This window comes from Cognatiyoonia sediminum, assembly GCF_900129845.1.
Taxonomy (GTDB): domain Bacteria; phylum Pseudomonadota; class Alphaproteobacteria; order Rhodobacterales; family Rhodobacteraceae; genus Cognatiyoonia; species Cognatiyoonia sediminum.
The window spans coordinates 137,446-154,907 of record NZ_FQXB01000004.1; the positions used below are offsets into that span (position 1 = coordinate 137,446).

The 17,462-nt window shown below is 54.5% G+C and carries 20 protein-coding genes; 11 read left to right on the forward strand and 9 right to left on the reverse strand.

Translation table 11 applies throughout. The features are described 5' to 3' along the window. Positions 1-42 precede the first annotated feature (42 nt). On the reverse strand, positions 43-612 hold the full coding sequence (locus BUA85_RS12905) for a carboxymuconolactone decarboxylase family protein (protein WP_072901750.1): 570 nt from the start codon (positions 610-612) through the stop codon (positions 43-45). Between the two features lie 97 nt (positions 613-709). Here BUA85_RS12905 and BUA85_RS12910 point away from each other — a divergent pair, with 97 nt between their 5' ends. Continuing rightward, positions 710-1,288 carry a TetR/AcrR family transcriptional regulator gene (locus BUA85_RS12910; RefSeq protein ID WP_072901751.1) on the forward strand — a complete coding sequence of 193 codons (579 nt, stop codon included), beginning with the start codon at positions 710-712 and terminating at the stop codon, positions 1,286-1,288. Between the two features lie 286 nt (positions 1,289-1,574). Here the strand turns inward: BUA85_RS12910 and BUA85_RS12915 are convergent, their stop codons facing one another. The 6 genes from BUA85_RS12915 to BUA85_RS12940 all read right to left on the reverse strand — a co-directional run bounded on the left by BUA85_RS12915 (position 1,575) and on the right by BUA85_RS12940 (position 6,889). Continuing rightward, complete coding sequence (locus tag BUA85_RS12915) at positions 1,575-2,912, reverse strand: S41 family peptidase (RefSeq protein WP_072901753.1); 1,338 nt, start codon at positions 2,910-2,912, stop codon at positions 1,575-1,577. 13 nt (positions 2,913-2,925) lie between these two features. After that, positions 2,926-4,038 (reverse strand): murein hydrolase activator EnvC family protein, encoded by a 1,113-nt coding sequence (locus tag BUA85_RS12920; protein ID WP_072901755.1) that lies wholly within the window; start codon positions 4,036-4,038, stop codon positions 2,926-2,928. Further along, on the reverse strand, positions 4,035-5,552 hold the full coding sequence (gpmI, locus tag BUA85_RS12925) for a 2,3-bisphosphoglycerate-independent phosphoglycerate mutase (RefSeq protein WP_072901910.1): 1,518 nt from the start codon (positions 5,550-5,552) through the stop codon (positions 4,035-4,037). The genes BUA85_RS12920 and gpmI overlap by 4 nt, the downstream gene beginning before the upstream one ends. A 68-nt stretch (positions 5,553-5,620) precedes the next feature. After that, positions 5,621-6,091, reverse strand: a complete 471-nt coding sequence (gene rlmH / locus BUA85_RS12930; RefSeq protein ID WP_072901757.1) for a 23S rRNA (pseudouridine(1915)-N(3))-methyltransferase RlmH — start codon at positions 6,089-6,091, stop codon at positions 5,621-5,623. Further along, a complete protein-coding gene (gene rsfS, locus BUA85_RS12935) occupies positions 6,091-6,456 on the reverse strand; it encodes a ribosome silencing factor (RefSeq protein WP_083526291.1) in 366 nt (121 codons plus the stop codon). Before rsfS ends, rlmH begins: the two co-directional genes overlap by 1 nt. Before the next feature lie 226 nt (positions 6,457-6,682). Further along, positions 6,683-6,889 carry a hypothetical protein gene (locus BUA85_RS12940; RefSeq protein WP_072901760.1) on the reverse strand — a complete coding sequence of 69 codons (207 nt, stop codon included), beginning with the start codon at positions 6,887-6,889 and terminating at the stop codon, positions 6,683-6,685. A gap of 424 nt (positions 6,890-7,313) precedes the next feature. On the opposite strand from BUA85_RS12940, the gene leuC reads away from it, so the two are divergent. The 6 genes from leuC (at position 7,314) to BUA85_RS12980 (ending at position 13,844) form a co-directional block, all read left to right on the forward strand. After that, positions 7,314-8,720, forward strand: a complete 1,407-nt coding sequence (gene leuC / locus BUA85_RS12950; protein ID WP_072901763.1) for a 3-isopropylmalate dehydratase large subunit — start codon at positions 7,314-7,316, stop codon at positions 8,718-8,720. Continuing rightward, on the forward strand, positions 8,720-9,325 hold the full coding sequence (gene leuD, locus BUA85_RS12955) for a 3-isopropylmalate dehydratase small subunit (protein ID WP_072901765.1): 606 nt from the start codon (positions 8,720-8,722) through the stop codon (positions 9,323-9,325). Before leuC ends, leuD begins: the two co-directional genes overlap by 1 nt. 412 nt (positions 9,326-9,737) lie before the next feature. Continuing rightward, positions 9,738-10,577, forward strand: coding sequence for a hypothetical protein (locus BUA85_RS12965; RefSeq protein ID WP_072901770.1), 840 nt, complete (start codon positions 9,738-9,740; stop codon positions 10,575-10,577). 44 nt (positions 10,578-10,621) lie between these two features. Beyond that, positions 10,622-11,608 (forward strand): endonuclease/exonuclease/phosphatase family protein, encoded by a 987-nt coding sequence (locus tag BUA85_RS12970; RefSeq protein ID WP_341350630.1) that lies wholly within the window; start codon positions 10,622-10,624, stop codon positions 11,606-11,608. A gap of 85 nt (positions 11,609-11,693) precedes the next feature. After that, positions 11,694-12,800, forward strand: coding sequence for a 3-isopropylmalate dehydrogenase (leuB, locus tag BUA85_RS12975; RefSeq protein ID WP_072901772.1), 1,107 nt, complete (start codon positions 11,694-11,696; stop codon positions 12,798-12,800). A gap of 84 nt (positions 12,801-12,884) precedes the next feature. Further along, entirely contained in the window at positions 12,885-13,844 is a 960-nt protein-coding gene (locus tag BUA85_RS12980; RefSeq protein ID WP_072901774.1) for a DMT family transporter, read from the forward strand. An 11-nt stretch (positions 13,845-13,855) separates the two neighbouring features. Here BUA85_RS12980 and BUA85_RS12985 read toward each other — a convergent pair whose 3' ends face one another. Both BUA85_RS12985 and BUA85_RS12990 read right to left on the reverse strand, forming a co-directional pair. After that, entirely contained in the window at positions 13,856-14,146 is a 291-nt protein-coding gene (locus BUA85_RS12985) for a DUF1244 domain-containing protein (protein ID WP_072901914.1), read from the reverse strand. An 11-nt stretch (positions 14,147-14,157) separates the two neighbouring features. Next, entirely contained in the window at positions 14,158-14,895 is a 738-nt protein-coding gene (locus BUA85_RS12990; RefSeq protein ID WP_072901775.1) for an N-formylglutamate amidohydrolase, read from the reverse strand. Between the two features lie 124 nt (positions 14,896-15,019). Here BUA85_RS12990 and pyk point away from each other — a divergent pair, with 124 nt between their 5' ends. From pyk to rplT, 4 genes are all read left to right on the forward strand, one after another. Further along, positions 15,020-16,465 (forward strand): pyruvate kinase, encoded by a 1,446-nt coding sequence (gene pyk, locus BUA85_RS12995; protein ID WP_072901777.1) that lies wholly within the window; start codon positions 15,020-15,022, stop codon positions 16,463-16,465. 35 nt (positions 16,466-16,500) lie between these two features. After that, a complete protein-coding gene (locus BUA85_RS13000; protein WP_242649067.1) occupies positions 16,501-16,728 on the forward strand; it encodes a hypothetical protein in 228 nt (75 codons plus the stop codon). Between the two features lie 114 nt (positions 16,729-16,842). After that, positions 16,843-17,043, forward strand: coding sequence for a 50S ribosomal protein L35 (gene rpmI / locus BUA85_RS13005; RefSeq protein ID WP_072901778.1), 201 nt, complete (start codon positions 16,843-16,845; stop codon positions 17,041-17,043). 16 nt (positions 17,044-17,059) lie between these two features. Beyond that, positions 17,060-17,419 carry a 50S ribosomal protein L20 gene (gene rplT, locus BUA85_RS13010; RefSeq protein WP_072901780.1) on the forward strand — a complete coding sequence of 120 codons (360 nt, stop codon included), beginning with the start codon at positions 17,060-17,062 and terminating at the stop codon, positions 17,417-17,419. Positions 17,420-17,462: the final 43 nt, after the last annotated feature.

Here is a 17,462-nt window from a genome sequence, read left to right on the forward strand (position 1 = left end):
CCAGAGGCCGCAGGCACAGGTCGTGCCTGCGACAGGTGCGCTCTACGCGGCAATATGGGTGTCGCTGCGCGTCCAAGCCAACGGCTTGACCACATCGTCGAGCGGTGTTTCGGCAACATGGTTGATGTAGTTCGACATGACTTTCTGAGACAGCCCAAGGATGATCTCCAACACCGCGCGATGGTCATAGCCCGCGTCAAAGAAGGTTTGGATCTGTTCGTCTGTCACATTGCCGCGCTGGCGTAGCATTTGCAGCGTAAACACCCGCAGGGCTTCCAACTTCGCTGTTGGCAATGGCGTCTCATCCCGAAGCGCGTTGGAGATCTCATCAGACACTTTCATCCGCTTCGCAATGCCTGTGTGGGCCGGTACGCAGTAGTGGCACTCATGCTCCACATTGATGGTTTGCCAAACGACGGTCATCTCATCGGCGTCAAATGCGGTTTCGGTGAACAGCTTGTGCAACAGTTGATAGCCTTCCAGCACCTGCGGGCTTTCCGCCATCACTTTGTGCAGGCCGGGCAGGCGGCCGAAGGCTTTCTGGCTGTTTTCCAGCAGGGGCTTCGACCCTTCTGGCGCAGTTTCGAGATCGTGGGATGGGAAATCGGTCATGGTCAGTCCTCTTTTTTGCGATTTGAACTCTGTTACCCCTTTCTTGAATGATCATTCAAGTATATATTTGAGCAATCGATCAAGAATAAGTGAATTCATGCCTCGCAAACCCGAATATGACCGAGAAGAACTGATAGACCGTGCTTGCGATCTGTTTTGGACAAAGGGCTGGGCAGGGACATCGATGAAAGATCTCGAACAGACGCTCGGTCTCAAACCGGGCAGTTTCTACGCGGCCTTTGGGTCTAAGGCAGCTTTGTACGAACTGACACTCGACAGATATGCTCAGAAAGGGATGACACGGCTAAGCGCGATGGTCGCGGAACACGGCCCCCTCGGGGCGCTGCAAACCTATCCCATGCTCGTGATCGATGATTCAGCCGCCTCTGTTAAGGCCTGCATGTTGGCGAAGACTGTGCTGGAATTGCGGGGTCAAAATGATCCCCTCGCAGACTGCGCCAATGCGCATCTGACCGATAAAGAAGGTCAATTCGCTGATGTCTTTCAGAAGGCTCAGGAGGCTGGTCAAATTTCGACAGAATACGATCCCATCGCATTAGCGCGCCGGTATCAATCCGATCTGCTTGGCTTGCGTGTCTCTGCTGAACGTTCAGGCGTCGATGCCCACGCGATTGCGCAAGAAATCTCCGACAGTCTCGCGCGGCTCGCGCCTTAGGACCGAGAGATCTCGCCTGAATACCGCTGTGTCGCCTAAGTTTAGCATTTCTTAACCAAAAGCACCGTTCGCATCATTAAACCGCCAAAACGGTGCACGGCGTGTGTACGGGCTGTGTACGCCCGGTGTACGGAGCGTGACTCCCTCAAAAACCAGATTTCGCAGGACATTAACCAGATTCGTGCCTGAACCGGTTAATTTTGTAGAAAGACAGCACCGAGCGTTGCACAAAATGAAAAGGCCACGCAGTTTCCCGCATGGCCTCTTTGGCGTCCTTCGGTCTCGACTATTCTTGCAGATCGAGCGCGTTCAAGCCCTTCAGGATGTCGATCGCATAGGCCAGCTGATAGTCTTCTTCCCGCAGCTGTGCCGCCGCTTCAGCCCGTGCACGGTCTTCTTCGATCTGGCGGATTTCATCTTCTGAAAGACTGTCGTTACCAAGCGACCCCCGAAGGTCCGCTTCGGAGCGGAATTGTGGACCTTCATCCTCTTCCGCATTCGGATCAACCGGTTCACGACGAGGCTGTTCAACGATGATATCAGGCGAAATGCCAAGCGCTTGGATCGACCGGCCCGACGGTGTGTAGTAGCGCGAGGTGGTCAAACGCATGGCGCCGTCGCCTTGCAGCGGGATCACGGTTTGAACAGATCCTTTGCCGAATGATTTGGTGCCCACTACGATGGCGCGGCGATGGTCCTGCAAGGCACCGGCGACGATTTCAGACGCGGACGCAGACCCACCATTGATCAAAACAACAATTGGCTTGCCTTCGGCCAAGTCACCCGGCGTCGCATTATAGCGTTCGCCATCCTGAGGTTCGCGACCCCGTGTCGATACGATCTCGCCAGCGTCTAGGAACGCATCAGATACGAACACCGCTTGGTTCAGCAAGCCACCCGGATTGTTGCGAAGGTCGATGATGAATCCGTCAACATTTTCAATGCCTCCGGCCTCTTCAACCTGTTCTTTCAAACCTTCTTGAAGGTTCGGGAACGTTTGTCCGTTGAATGTCGTGACGCGGAGCACTACGGCTTTACCCTCGGTACGCGCACGCACCGCTGTCAGCTTGATCGTATCGCGAATGATGGAAACATCGAATGGCTCGATTTCTCCCTCTCGAACCACGGTAATGATAACTTCAGAACCAACTGGCCCACGCAGGAACTCAAGTGCCTCATCCAAAGTCAGACCAAGCAAACTCTCTCCATCCACAGCGGTGACGAAATCGCCCGCTTCCATACCTGCAGCGGCGGCAGGTGTGCCATCGATGGGGGAAACGACTTTCACAAAGCCATCTTCCTGAGTGACCTCAAGACCAAGCCCACCAAACTCGCCACGGGTCTGGACACGCATATCTGCTGCGTCATCTGCCGAAAGGTAGCTCGAATGCGGATCAAGCGAAGTGAGCATTCCATTGATCGCGGCTTCGATCAATTCCTTTTCGTCCACGTCTTCAACGTAGCCTGCGCGAATACGTTCGAAGATGTCGCCAAACAGATCCAACTGCTCATAGAGTGATCCGTTTTGTGAGGCCTCTTGCGCGATAAGCGGACCGGCCACTTGAGTCGTCGTCACTAGGCCCAGAACTGCACCGCCTGCAGCGGCCATCATCAGTCTTTTCATTTCGAATCCTACTCTAATTCATCGCAAACCAAGTGATCGGGTCCACCGGACTTTGCCCTTCTCTGACTTCAAGATAAAGGGTTTGTGTCGATGTGCCGCGATTTCCCTGATCCGTTTCACTCAAAATTTCGTCAACAACCGGCGATTGACCGCCCAAAAGCCCAATTGGAAACGCCTCTGGGATCACTTGTCCCGTTTCCGCATAGATGTCTGAAAGGCCTGCCAGAACGAACAGTATATTGGGTGCCGGTTCCAGAATAACAACATTTCCGTAATCGAGCAGGGGTCCGACAAACAGGACGGTGGCCGGCGTTGGGGATGTGATCAGCGATTTTGGTCGCGCTGCAATTTCGATTCCGGGGCGGATGAGGCCGGCGCTGTTTGGTTCGTTAAAGCCTCTTACAATTTGTCCTTGCAGCGGTAGCGACAGTGCGCCCTTTACGTCGGTGCTGTAAATCTGATTGTTCTCGACGGCGAAGGCTTCGGTCAATCCGCTTGCGAATGCGCTGAGCGTTTCGGCACTGTTGATCAGCAACCGCATCTGTTCCGGATCATCCTCGAACCGTTTGGGTAAATCGGTGCGTTGTGAGATCGCCTCGCTCAATTCCGCGCGCGCCTGCTGCGCGCCCTTCAGACCGCGATCCAACGTGTCTGCAGCGGTGTCTTGGAGCTGTTGCAAGATGGCGAGTTCTTCAAGTTCGGCTTGTAGCGCGGCGACTTCTGCCTGCAAGGTTGGTGTCACTTCTGTTGCGATCATCGCGGACCGCGCGAGATCCGTCGGGCCATTCGGATGCAGCAAAAGGGCAGGTGCGCCTGACCGTCCGAGGGTTTGCAACACACTCAGCAACCGCGCGACGTCGGTTTCTTTGGCGTCGAGCCTGTTTTGCAAATTGCGGCGTGCGATGGCCGCGTCGCGCAATCCGGCGCGCATCGCGATAAGGCCTTCTTCATACGCACGGACAGTCACGGTGAGCGCGGCTACACGGTCTCGCGCCCCTTCGGCACTGGCAAGGCGCGCGGAGGCGTCATCGAGCAACTTCACAGCATCCAATGCCGTCGCGCTTGACTGTGCTAGGCCGAGGTGCGGCCACCATAGCAAGCAGGCAAGAACGCAGGCGCGGATCATTTGATCAACAAACTCTGGCCGGTCATCTCGGGCGGTTGAGGAAGGTCCATCAACTCAAGGATGGTTGGCGCGAGGTCGGCCAATCTTCCGTCCCGCAGCCCAATGACATTGTCTGCGCCGACAATCGTGACAGGCACTGGATTGGTGGTGTGCGCTGTATGCGGTCCGCCCGTTTCGGGATCGATCATAGTTTCACAGTTGCCGTGATCTGCTGTGATGATCATCGCACCACCTGCTTTGTCGAGCGCTTCGAGCACTTTGCCCAATCCGGCGTCAACCGCCTCACAAGCGGCAATTGCTGCGTTCAAGTCGCCTGTATGACCAACCATATCTGGGTTAGCAAAATTGGTGACGATTAGGTCGTAACCTTTTTCGATTGCCGCCACGAAAGCATCCGTCACTTCGCCTGCCGACATTTCAGGTTGCAGATCATAGGTCGCGACCTTTGGGGACTTCGGCATAAACCGATCTTCTCCATCATACGGGGTTTCTACGCCACCGTTCAGGAAGAAAGTCACATGCGGATACTTCTCTGTTTCTGCCAGTCTGAATTGGGTTTTCCCATGTTTGGCAACCCATTCGCCCAAAGTGTTCTTGATGTCCCGCTTTGGGAAAACGGTTTCGTACCAAGCGTTATGCGTATCCGAATATTCGACCATCCCGAGCCGAGACGCGAGCGGCGGCAAGGCGCGTTCAAATCCTTCAAAATCAGGATTGCCCATCGCTGCGAGAATCTCACGCGCACGGTCAGATCGGAAGTTCAGACAGAACACCCCGTCGCCTTCTGTGATGCCTGCATACCCAGCGATAACCGTAGCCTCGATAAATTCATCGGTTTGGCCTGCAGCATAGGCAGCTTCAATTGCGTTGCCTGCGGTGGCAGCGGTTGCACCCTGGCCAAGAACGATAGCGTTGAACGCCTGTTCCACTCGTTCCCAACGATTGTCGCGATCAAGGGCGTAGTACCGACCGATGACAGTCCCAATACGGGCGCTTGATGGCAAGTTGGCTTCAATCGTTTTTAAATAGTCCAAAGCCGAAGAAGGTGCGACGTCGCGGCCATCTGTGATCGCGTGAACAACCGAAGGCACGCCCGCTGCATCCATCACTTTTAACGTCGCGATCAGATGATCAAGATGCCCGTGCACTCCGCCGTCAGATATGACGCCCATCAGATGCGCCGTTCCGCCGCTCTCTTTCAAAACTGAGATGAACCTTTGCAGCGCCTCCGCCTCGCCATAGCTGCCGTCTTCGATGGCGAGATCAATTTGGCCGAGGTCCATAGCGACAACGCGGCCTGCACCAATGTTCGTATGCCCAACTTCTGAATTTCCCATTTGGCCCGCCGGCAGACCGGCATCGCGCCCATGGGTCAATAACTGCGCCATCGGGCAGGTCCGAGCGACTTGATCCAAGTTCGGTGTCTTGGCAAGGAATGGCGCGTTACCCTCAGTCTCTTCGCGCTTACCCCAGCCGTCCAAGATACATAGTACAACGGGTTTCGGGGTGGTCATTGGGCGCTCCATTCTTGTGTCGGCCACTTCCTAACGCGTTCGGCCTCGGATCAAAACCGGCAATTGAGCTACGAGCGGTGATAGGGCGCCCCAGTGGCGATCGATGCGGCGCGGTAAAGTTGTTCTGCCAGCATCACGCGCACCAGCTTGTGCGGCCAGACCATTTTGCCCAATGAGATTGAAAAATCGGCCTCGGCGCGCAAGCTGGGATCAATCCCATCCGCGCCGCCAATCACAAAGGCTGTATCGCGTCCCTGATCGGCCCATTTCGTCATTTGGCTGGCAAATTCAGGCGAGGTGAGGAGCTTACCGCGCTCGTCCATAGTGACGATCAGCGCGCCGTTTGGAATGGCCTTACGCAGCAGCTTTGCTTCTTCTGCCATACCGAGGCTTCTCTTATCATCGGCCTCAGTTTCGCCAGTAAACTGCCAGCCAAGCTGACGCCCGGTTTGCGCAAACCGTTTGAGGTAATCGTCGGTCAGCACGCGTTCTTCGCTGCGGGCGCCAAGTTTGCCAATCGCGCTGAATGAAACCTTCATCAGGTGCTTGCGACAGCACCCGTGGCTGGCATCCACATTTTCTCAAGCTGGTAGAATTCCCGAACTTCGGGGCGGAAAATGTGGACGATCACATCGCCGGTGTCGATCAAAACCCAATCGCCGGCATCTTTGCCTTCGATTTTCGAGATCACGCCAAAGGTTTGTTTTACCCGTTCGACAAGCTTTTCAGCGATCGACGCGACCTGACGCGAAGACCGACCGCTCGCGATGACCATATAATCGCCCATCTCAGACTTGCCGCGCAGTTCAATCTGAACGACATCTTCGGCTTTGTCGTCATCAAGGGATTTCAGGATGGCCGCCAGGAGCTTTTCGCTCGTGACGTCTTGCGGTGTCAGTTCCATTTCTGATCCGCTTTTGGCAGGGGAGTCTGCCACGCTGGAAAGAGACAGTGCATTGTCCTCCATATGGGTTTGTGGGTCTCTGCCCGACTAGGATATCTCAAGGATAGCAACGCTCTTATGACAATTCAACATGGGCACCAGTTTGTGACCCCATGTCACGCCAAAAACCGCTGTCCCGATTAGGGAAGCGGTTTTGTCTTCAAAACTCACCTTTCTAAGAGGTGGGTTATTCGGCTGGCGGCATGTGGGACTGAACACGACGCGAATAGAACGAAACGTCCTTATCGCCACGAATCCAATCGGCAAGCTTAGCCCGCGTCAGGGGCCATTCCTTTGGTAAGAAACGTCCGAATTTATAGGTCCACCACACAAAAACACCAGCACCAGCAACAAGACCAACGAAATATCCGGACACAAAAGTCGAGATTTCCATTTAGTACTCCATATGACAGCAACATCGGCGCAATCGCACCTTCGTTGGTTAATATGTCGTCTACCAATGTGACCGGTGAATGATTGAATTAAGGCAAAATTTGAGCAAACGCGTCGAAACACCAAGTCTTGCCCCCATTTGCTTATATGTTTGCAACCCTAGGTGTCGGCATCCTCAAAAATTGCTCGCGGCGTTATGATTCCTGTCAGGCCGCGACTCAGAAGCCTTTTATCCTAGACTTGCGAGACTCAGCCCAGCGGTATATCCGGCATGCTATGACGATGATTTTTGACATGGACGACCGCGCGCGCCTGCCTTGGCGGTTTTATGGTGCGACCTGCACTGTTCTCGCACGTCTATGATTGCGGGGCGCTGATGCCCTGATTCCGAATGCCCCCAAATTTAAACAAAATGGGAGAGGACGATGTCCCCCAAAACACTCTATGATAAGATCTGGGATGCGCATGTTGCGCATGAAGCAGAAGACGGCACATGTCTTTTGTATATTGACCGGCACTTGGTCCACGAAGTGACCAGCCCGCAGGCATTTGAAGGCTTGCGGATGGCAGGCCGTAAGGTCCACGCGCCGGATAAGACAATCGCTGTGCCAGACCACAACGTGCCAACAACTCTCGGTCGCGATAATCCGGAGACGATGCCAGAAGACAGCCGCATTCAGGTGGCTGCACTTGATACAAACGCAAAAGAGTTCGGTATTCACTACTATCCTGTGAATGATGTCCGTCAGGGGATCGTGCACATTGTTGGGCCGGAGCAGGGTTGGACCTTGCCCGGAATGACTGTTGTATGTGGTGACAGTCACACCGCGACGCATGGGGCCTTCGGTGCCTTGGCACACGGCATTGGGACGTCCGAGGTGGAACACGTTCTGGCGACCCAGACGTTGATCCAGAAGAAATCCAAGAACATGAAGGTTGAGATCACCGGTTCTTTGCGCCCAGGCGTGACCGCGAAAGACATTACTCTTTCGGTGATCGGTGAAACTGGCACTGCTGGCGGTACTGGCTACGTCATCGAATATTGCGGTCAAGCGATCCGCGAATTGTCGATGGAAGGCCGTATGACCGTCTGCAACATGGCAATCGAAGGCGGCGCGCGCGCTGGTTTGATTGCGCCAGATGAAACAACCTTTGAATACTGTAAAGGTCGCCCTCATGCGCCGAAGGGCGCTGAGTGGGAAGCTGCTGAAGCGTGGTGGCGGACACTTTATTCCGATGACGATGCGCATTGGGATAAGGTCATCACCATCAAAGGCGAAGACATCGCACCCGTTGTGACATGGGGCACCTCGCCTGAGGATGTTCTTCCAATTACTGCGAATGTTCCGTCAGCCGATGATTTCGAAGGTGGCAAGGTCGGAGCGGCGCAGCGTTCGTTGGATTACATGGGACTGACACCTGGTACGCCGCTTTCTGAAATTGAGATTGATACGGTGTTTATCGGATCCTGCACGAACGGCCGGATTGAAGACCTCCGTGCAGCGGCCGAGATTTTGAAGGGCAAGAAAATCAAAGACGGCCTGCGAGCTATGGTTGTTCCAGGCTCTGGTTTGGTACGGGCGCAGGCGGAATACGAAGGTCTTGCTGACATCTTCAAGGAGGCCGGTTTCGAATGGCGCCTTGCGGGCTGTTCCATGTGTCTGGCGATGAACCCGGATCAGTTGGCCGAAGACGAGCGTTGCGCGTCGACCTCCAACAGGAACTTCGAAGGGCGTCAGGGCTATAAGGGCCGGACGCATCTTGTCTCACCGGGAATGGCAGCGGCTGCTGCGATCACAGGTAAACTCACTGACGTGCGGGAGATGATGTAATGGAAAAGTTTGAAAAACTCAGCGGGATCGCGGCACCAATGCCATTGGTGAATATCGACACCGATATGATCATCCCAAAACAGTTCCTCAAAACGATCAAACGCTCTGGTTTGGGTGTGAACCTCTTTGATGAGATGCGCTATGATCGTGAAGGCAACGAAATTGCGGATTTCGTGCTGAACAAACAGCAATATCGTGAGGCCGAGATTTTGGTCGCTGGCGATAACTTTGGCTGCGGCTCTTCGAGGGAACACGCGCCTTGGGCGATCAAGGATTTCGGCATCCGCTGCGTGATCTCCACAAGCTTTGCCGACATCTTTTACAATAACTGCTTCAAGAACGGCATCCTGCCGATTGTCCTGCCGCAAGAGCAGGTCGATGTGCTGATGGCAGATGCTGATAAAGGTGCAAATGCGCGGATCGAAGTGGATTTGGAAGCACAGACTGTAACGGCATCTGACGGGACAGCGTTTTCCTTTGAAGTCGACAGCTTCAAGAAGCATTGCTTGTTGAACGGTTTCGACGACATCGGATTAACGATGGAAAAATCGGGCTCGATCGCAAGCTTTGAGGCAGAAGCGGCCGCAGCCCGTCCTTGGGTCTAACAAAATCTGGTCTGCGACTCGCCAAAACGGGTCGCAGATTTCTGCCTGATTTTAGGCCTGGGCCGCCCAATTTCCGGAGAAACCAAAGAACAATAGGGCGCAATCCGCAAAATTGCTTCTATTTTTGGAACCAGTGCCATTTCAATATCTGGTTCAGAAAAGCCCCCAATACCAACATGTTGTGTGTTCACCCAAGGGAGACACATGGTTGTGCCGAAATGGTTGCAATGCTGCACCACCATTGTCCCAAAACTGCCTTGTTTTTTTCGTGAAAATTAACCCGCACTTGCGAGGATTTCTGAAAGTGGGCAGAAATATGACAACAATGAGGCAACCGGACAAAAAGCGCCGGATCAATTCGGGACAAAGGCTCGGCAACGTATCGTGTCTGCCCGGGAAGAGGGTTTAAGCAGTGTTCTCGCGACTGCCAGGTGCACTATTTCGTGCGTTTCTCGTGGTGCTACTGATCGTGGTACCATCGGTGTTCTTGCCCTTGGCAAGCTCCGACGGATCTCTGGTGGTCTTGTTGATTGCAATGTGTGCTGCGTTCTTCACCTTGGTTGAATACGCAGGCGCCAGCCCAAGCATTGTCGAGTTTCGTGATGCTCCGCCGTTCAATCGCATTCGTTTTTTCGCGCTTTTCATCACAGTCGGAATCCTCAGCGTTGTCTTGAGTGACGCCGTACAGACGAACTTGGCCGCGCAATTACTTGAGGTTCTCGGACAGAGGATTGGGGAGTCGATGGATTTCCCATTCTCACCGGTGCGTCTTTTGGTTCTTATGATGCCGCCAGACACCAATGCAGCCACCATCGAAGCACTGCGCATGTCGGGTGGTTTGGCTTATCTGATCTCGCTGCTTTCGATTGCGATCTTCGTTATCATGCTTCGCCTGAAGCGATGGCCACGTCGTAGTGGGACATTTAATGTCTGGGTCAACCTTCCAAGATTTGACCCAACTGCAGGTGGGGACGTTGTCGCGCGGCTGAATAAAGACAGCGGCGTTAACCTAATTTTAGGGTTCCTGCTGCCCTTTGTGATCCCAGCTGTTGTGAAGCTGGTGACGCTCTTTGGTGGCTCGGTCAACATCAGCAACCCGCAAACGATGTTGTGGATGATCACCGCATGGGCCTTCCTTCCTGCAAGCCTTCTGATGCGTGGCGTGGCGCTCAACAGAGTTGCGCAGCTGATCCATACTCAGCGCAAAAAGGCATACGCACAGGCTGTTTCCGACGGTATGCTGCCGGCCTAGCACTGGCGCTTCTGCCCGATATTTGTCTTTCAGAACCGATCAAAGTGGCCGTCTTTCACGCGCCACTTTCAAGAGATGGCCCGGGCCTGTTACTCCGAGACATTGAGGCGAGGGAGCGGGAGGTGACGGCGGTTGTCGCGCTTATCGGCGTGGTTCAGCCTGACGTCATTGCGTTGACAAATTTCGACTATGACGCTGATGGTCTAGCTCTATCGGCTTTCCAAAGGCTGTTGGACGAAAACGGCGTCATGCTGCCTTTCGCTTATGCCCCGCGCCCTAATAGTGGTCGCCCGAGTGGCATAGACATTGATCAAGATGAGCGCTTGGGCGAACCCGAAGATGCCGTTGGCTATGGTCGTTTTTGGGGCGATGGCGGCGTCGCTGTTTTGAGCCGTTGGGCGATCGACCTTGAGAAGAGTTCGGTAGACACCGATACGTTATGGGCAGATGTGCCAAACGCGTCTTTGCCCGACATGACAGATGCGCATTTGCTAGGTGCACTTCCAGTTTCAACCTCGGCTCACGTGCAGGCTTGGATCGATCACCCCGATGATCCTTTTGCCATCCTGACCAGCGCTTCCACCGCTCCGGTTTTTGACGGCCCAGAAGACCGAAACGGGTATCGAAATGCTGCGGAACTGGCGCATTGGCGGGAGATGATTGCTGACATAGAGGTCCCCTTCGTTTTGGCATTCAACGCGAACCTCGATCCAATCGATGGCGAAGGGCACCATCAAAAGATGTTAGAGCTTCTCGCTTCGCCAGACCTGATCGATACCGAACCCCGATCCACAGGTGGACATGAAAACGCTGACTCAAGCCATGCAGGTGATCCTGCTTTGGACACGGTGGATTGGGACGGACCCTCGCCCGGAAATCTCAGGGTCAGCTATGTGCTGCCGAGTGCGGGTTGGTCGGTACTTGAGGCTGGTGTGTTTTGGCCGGGGCGAGAAGACGTTGACGCTGCGCTGGTCGAAGCCGTGGGCCCACATCGATTGGTTTGGGCCGAGATTTCATTGAAGAGCGACTGAACCACGTGGATTCACGGTGCGCATCTTGATCCCAGATGCGCAAACCGCTAGGCCACGCCAAACAGTTTTCGCGAAGGAATAGCGCATGTCGAACCCATCCCTTTTGATCCTTGCTGGCGACGGCATTGGCCCTGAAGTCATGGAACAGGTGAAGCGGATCATCGGTTGGTACGGTGACAAGCGCGACCTGACATTTGACGTGTTCGAAGACCTTGTCGGTGGTGCGGCTTATGATGCGCATGGCGTTCCTTTGCACGATGACACAATGGCGAAAGCGCAAAAGGTCGATGCAGTACTGCTCGGCGCGGTTGGCGGCCCTGCCTATGACGACCTTGATTTCAGCGTGAAGCCAGAGCGTGGTTTGCTACGGTTGCGCAAAGAAATGGACCTTTTTGCGAACCTGCGTCCTGCACAGTGTTTCGACGCGCTGGCGGATTTCTCTTCGCTGAAGAAAGATATCGTTGCTGGCCTTGATATCATGATCGTCCGCGAATTGACCTCGGGCGTCTATTTCGGCGAACCGCGCGGCATTCATGTCGAAGACAACATGCGCGTTGGTATCAACACCCAGCGCTATACCGAGGCTGAGATTGAGCGTGCGGCACGCTCTGCTTTCGAATTGGCTCGCCGTCGGAACAACAAAGTCTGTTCGATGGAGAAGGCCAACGTCATGGAATCCGGTATTCTTTGGCGAGATGTCGTGAATGAAGTGCATCAGGCCGATTATGCAGATGTTGAGCTGTCGCATATGTATGCCGATAACGGCGCGATGCAGTTGGTGCGCGCGCCAAAGCAGTTTGACGTGATCCTGACAGACAACTTGTTTGGCGACATTTTGTCTGACTGTGCAGCGATGTTGACGGGTTCTTTGGGCATGCTGCCCTCCGCGTCGCTTGGCCTGCCAATGGCAAATGGTCGTCCAAAAGCGATGTATGAACCCGTTCACGGGTCTGCGCCGGACATCGCCGGTCAAGGCAAAGCAAACCCAATTGCCTGTATCCTCAGCTTTGCGATGGCGCTGCGCTATTCCTTTGATGAAGGCGCCGAAGCGGATCGTCTGGAAGCGGCGATTGAAAAGGTCTTGGCAGACGGGGCACGCACGGGCGATCTGATGGGGCCAGAAGGTGGGACGCCGATCAGCACGACCGAAATGGGTGACGTGATCCTCGAAGCACTCGACGCGTCTCTCTGATCGACGCTAAAGCTAAGAACAGCTTGACCCATTCTTCGGAATGGGTCTTTTTGTGCGCAACTCCATAGTTTGAGACGTTTTATCATGTCACCGAATGTTCGGGGCGCATTATTTGCCTTGGCCGCCTTTGCTGTTTTCTCGACCCATGATGTGATCATCAAGATCCTTGGCGGAACCTATTCGCCTATTCAGGTGGTGTTTTTCTCCGTTCTGCTCAGCTTTCCGTTGGCCACGGTTATGCTGATGAGAGACACGACCGCAGACACGCTCATCCCGCGGCATCCGTGGTGGTTGGCGCTGCGTACAATGGCGGCTGTGGTGACGGGCGTTTCGGCCTTCTACGCTTTTTCTGTTCTGCCGCTGGCGCAAACCTACGCGATTATCTTCGCCTCGCCTTTGATCATTACCGTCCTTGCGATTCCTGTGCTGGGGGAACGGGTTCGGCTGCGGCGTTGGATCGCTGTTTTGGTGGGCCTGTGCGGAGTTTTGGTCGTTCTGAGGCCTGGCGCAGAACCGCTTACACTGGGCCATCTTGCTGCTCTTGCTGCTGCGCTGGGCGGATCGGTCGCCGCGATTGTCGTGCGTAAGATTGGGGCAGAGGAACGTCCCGTTGTCATGCTCCTTTACCCTATGGTGGTGAACTTTGTGGTGATGGCGGCGTTGTTGCCATGGGTCTACGAACCTATGCCCATTGAGCATTTGGGACTTCTTGGGATTGTCGCCTTATTCGCATGGACGGCTAGCCGGATGATTATTGTTGCCTATCAGTCCGGTGAGGCCGCGATCATCGCGCCAATGCAATATTCGCAGATCCTATGGGCCAGCGTTTATGGGTTTTTGTTCTTTGACGAGATCATCGATGCACCAACGGCCATTGGGGCAGGGATCATCATCGCGTCAGGCCTTTACATCGTACTGCGGGAGAGCCGGACTGATGCTTCAGAAAACACACCCGTACTGCGCAGCCGGTCACGTCCGGAGACAGGAACCACGCCACGGGTCAGCTTGATTATGCGGGCGAGAGGGAAGACACCTCCACGCTAAAGCGTTGGAGGTCAGTGGCTTTTGTCAAAAGCCGCCTTTGCCTCTGGCGAGGCCTCGGTCTGATACTTCTCTTTCCACTCTGAGAAAGGCATCCCATAGAACGCCTCGCGCCCTTCGTCCTTTGACATCTCAATCCCGCGCTCGTTCGCGGCTTCTTGATACCAACGGCTGAGGCAATTCCGGCAGAAGCCTGCGAGGTTCATCATATCGATGTTTTGCGCGTCGGTGCGCTCTTCCATGAGATGCTTTTGCAACCGGCGAAAGGCTGCGGCTTCGAGTTCGATTTGCGTTTGGGCGTCGATTTTTGTCACGTCTACAATCCTGTTGCGGCGAGTGTTTCAGTTAAGATGGGGGCAAGCCGTTCGGCCCACAAGCGTTGACCGGCATCATCGGCAATCAAATCGTTGCGCAGTTCGATCAAAATGTTTGGGCGGCCATGTTGCAAGGCATGTTGGTCGATCGCATCGCCGGGCAGATCGCCATTGTAAGGCTCGTTATCACCAACGCACCACCCAACAGCGCGGCAAGCATCCATAAGCGGCGTCGCGAGGCGGGCGTCTTTGGCATAGAGGATGCCGATTTCCCAAGGGCGTTTGGGCTGATTTTGTAGTTGCGGCGTGAAGCTGTGGATCGCGCAGATCACAGGGTTTTCCACCTTCGTCGCGGTTTCAGCGATTGCAGCGTGATATGGGAAGTAAAGTTCATCTTTGCGGCGTTGCAAATCTTGCACTGTAGCATCGCGATTGGCGGGAATGATGGACCCGTCATAGATCTTGCGCATCAGCGTGGGATCGTCGTGCCCTCGGTTGGGGTCGATCACGATCCGAGAGAAATCCGACAGGATTGCGGGGCTGTTTAGCAACTCAGATAGATGCCGCGTTACCCCCGCCGCGCCGATGTCGAAGGCAATATGCCGCTGCATATCTTCAGCGGGTAAGCCAAGATCACCGCCGTTCACCCAGTTCGGCACACGGTTTGAGGCATGATCGCAGGTCAGAACCCATCGCCCTGTCTTGGCCTGATTGAATATATGATACACAGTTTCGGTCATTTTTGTCGTATTCCCTCTGAGAACTGCTTTAGGTCAGTTGTAGGCTAATGGGAATTGCGCAATAAGGGCGCAAACATAACTGTTACCGCTAACGGCGATCTAAGCCGATTCGAAGGATTAATTTATGAAACGCGATCGCAATGTAAAAATCGTCGCTACTTTGGGCCCTGCATCTAACGACTATAAGATGATCCGCGCTCTGCATGAGGCCGGCGCCGACGTTTTCCGCCTTAACATGAGCCATGGCGATCACGCTGAGATCAAAGTTCGGCATGAGATCATTCGCAAGGTTGAAGAAGACCTGAAAAGCCCGATTGCAATTTTGGCCGACCTTCAAGGGCCGAAACTGCGTGTTGGTAAATTTGCGAATGACGCTGAAGAACTCGTTGAAGGTGCGTCGTTCCGCTTGGATCTTGATGAAGCAGATGGCGACGTGAACCGTGTGTGTCTGCCGCACAAAGAAATTTTTGACGCTTTGGAGCCAGGTGCGCACCTGCTGGTGAACGACGGCAAGATCAAGCTACGTGTCAAAGACTGTGGCGCGACATTCGCGGATTGCGAAGTTGTGGTCGGCGGCACGATTTCAAACCGCAAGGGTGTGAACGTGCCGGACGTTGTGTTGCCCTTGGCCGCGCTTTCCGAGAAAGATCGCAAAGACCTTGAATTCGTCTGTGAGCTGGGTGTCGATTGGTTGGCTTTGTCCTTCGTTCAGCGCCCTGCGGACGTAGAAGAGGCCAGAAAGCTTGCGAAGGGGCGGGCTGCCATCCTTTCGAAGATTGAAAAGCCGGCGGCTGTGAAAGCCTTTGATGACATCCTTGAAGCATCTGACGGCATCATGGTTGCGCGCGGGGATTTGGGTGTCGAATTGCCTGTCCAAAACGTACCGCCCATTCAGAAACAGTTGGTGCGCAAATGTCGGACAGCAGCGAAGCCAGTGATCGTTGCGACCCAGATGTTGGAATCCATGATCGAAAGCCCAATGCCGACCCGGGCCGAGGTTTCCGATGTCGCGACTGCAATCTATGAAGGCACAGACGCCATCATGCTTTCAGCTGAATCTGCGGCGGGCAGCTATCCGATCGAAGCCGTCACAACCATGAACAACGTTGCGATGGAAGTTGAGAGCGATCCTACGTACACAAACATCATTGAGGCATCGAGAACCGCGGAACGAACTTCAGTTGCGGATGGAATTGTGGCCGCAGCGCGTGAAATCGCGGAGACGACAGATATCAAAGCGATTTGCTGTTTCTCGCAATCTGGAACGACAGCGGCGCTCGTTTCTCGTGAGCGCCCACGTGTGCCGATTGTTGCTTTGACAAGCTACGTTGGGACCGCACGTAAGCTTTGCCTATCTTGGGGTTGCAATTGTGCGGTAGTCGGCAGCGTCGCACGCTTTAAAGACGCTGTTATTGCGGCAGTTCGAGCAAGCCAAGAGCAAGGCATGGTAACAAATGCGGATAAAGTGGTCGTCACCGCTGGTGTTCCTTTCAATACACCCGGCTCGACCAATATTCTCCGCGTGGCGCCCTGCGACGAGAAGTTGATTTACCCATCTGATCCAGAGTAGCGTCCTCCAAAGGTCAATCTTGGGGAGGGTCGACCATGTTGGATTTGGACTTGTTGTTTGTCCTAGGCATCTGCTTGGGGGTGCTCATATTGCCTGCGGTGGTGAGTGCGATATTGGACGGGCGGGCACCGCGAACACCTGCTTTGCTATTGATCATTAGCGCGCTGATGATCGGCTATGCAGTCTTGCAAAAACCGACGGGATATTCGCTCGCGAGCATCCCAGATGTGTTCGCGAACGTGATTGCCCGATATACAAACTAAATCGGGCTTGCTTTACAGGCGACTCCCTTCTATACGGCGCTTCTGAACCCGCGCGGCCGGCCAGTATGGCATGCCGAGTCGTGCGAAACGACCGACCTGATGTAGGAGACGGAAATGCCAAAGATGAAGACAAAATCGAGCTGCAAAAAGCGGTTCAAAGTGACGGCCAAGGGCCGCGTGGTGGCGGCACAAGCTGGTAAGCGCCACGGCATGATCAAGCGCACAAACAAATTCCTCCGCAATGCGCGTGGCACGACCACCCTTTGCAAAGCTGACGAAGGTATCATCAAGCCGATGATGCCTTACGCTCGTTAATTAGGGGGACAGAGATATGCGCGTTAAAGGTGGAACCGTAACTCATCGCCGTCACAAGAAAGTTTTGGACGCTGCCAAAGGTTATTATGACCGTCGCTCCAAGACATTCAAAGTCGCCAAGCAGGCTGTCGACAAAGCCAACCAATATGCGACTCGCGACCGTCATAACCGCAAGCGGAACTTCCGTTCCCTGTGGATTCAGCGGATCAACGCAGGTGTTCGCGCGGTTGATGCTGACCTGAACTATTCAAAGTTCATCAACGGTCTGACATTGGCTGGCATCGAAGTGGACCGTAAGGTTCTTGCCGACCTCGCTGTGAATGAGCCGGAAGCATTTGCTGCGATCGTCGGCAAAGCGAAGGCAGCGATGGCGTAAGCCAACCTTAGAGAATTCTGGTAAAGGCCGCTCCAAATCGGGG

Coding starts and splice junctions, on each gene's coding strand:
- BUA85_RS12905 (WP_072901750.1), bottom strand. CDS start 612: ATGACCGATTTCCCATCCCACGATCTCGAAACTGCGCCAGAAGGGTCG.
- BUA85_RS12910 (WP_072901751.1), top strand. CDS start 710: ATGCCTCGCAAACCCGAATATGACCGAGAAGAACTGATAGACCGTGCT.
- BUA85_RS12915 (WP_072901753.1), bottom strand. CDS start 2,912: ATGAAAAGACTGATGATGGCCGCTGCAGGCGGTGCAGTTCTGGGCCTA.
- BUA85_RS12920 (WP_072901755.1), bottom strand. CDS start 4,038: ATGATCCGCGCCTGCGTTCTTGCCTGCTTGCTATGGTGGCCGCACCTC.
- gpmI (WP_072901910.1), bottom strand. CDS start 5,552: ATGACCACCCCGAAACCCGTTGTACTATGTATCTTGGACGGCTGGGGT.
- rlmH (WP_072901757.1), bottom strand. CDS start 6,091: ATGAAGGTTTCATTCAGCGCGATTGGCAAACTTGGCGCCCGCAGCGAA.
- rsfS (WP_083526291.1), bottom strand. CDS start 6,456: ATGGAACTGACACCGCAAGACGTCACGAGCGAAAAGCTCCTGGCGGCC.
- BUA85_RS12940 (WP_072901760.1), bottom strand. CDS start 6,889: ATGGAAATCTCGACTTTTGTGTCCGGATATTTCGTTGGTCTTGTTGCT.
- leuC (WP_072901763.1), top strand. CDS start 7,314: ATGTCCCCCAAAACACTCTATGATAAGATCTGGGATGCGCATGTTGCG.
- leuD (WP_072901765.1), top strand. CDS start 8,720: ATGGAAAAGTTTGAAAAACTCAGCGGGATCGCGGCACCAATGCCATTG.
- leuB (WP_072901772.1), top strand. CDS start 11,694: ATGTCGAACCCATCCCTTTTGATCCTTGCTGGCGACGGCATTGGCCCT.
- BUA85_RS12980 (WP_072901774.1), top strand. CDS start 12,885: ATGTCACCGAATGTTCGGGGCGCATTATTTGCCTTGGCCGCCTTTGCT.
- BUA85_RS12990 (WP_072901775.1), bottom strand. CDS start 14,895: ATGACCGAAACTGTGTATCATATATTCAATCAGGCCAAGACAGGGCGA.
- pyk (WP_072901777.1), top strand. CDS start 15,020: ATGAAACGCGATCGCAATGTAAAAATCGTCGCTACTTTGGGCCCTGCA.
- BUA85_RS13000 (WP_242649067.1), top strand. CDS start 16,501: ATGTTGGATTTGGACTTGTTGTTTGTCCTAGGCATCTGCTTGGGGGTG.
- rpmI (WP_072901778.1), top strand. CDS start 16,843: ATGCCAAAGATGAAGACAAAATCGAGCTGCAAAAAGCGGTTCAAAGTG.
- rplT (WP_072901780.1), top strand. CDS start 17,060: ATGCGCGTTAAAGGTGGAACCGTAACTCATCGCCGTCACAAGAAAGTT.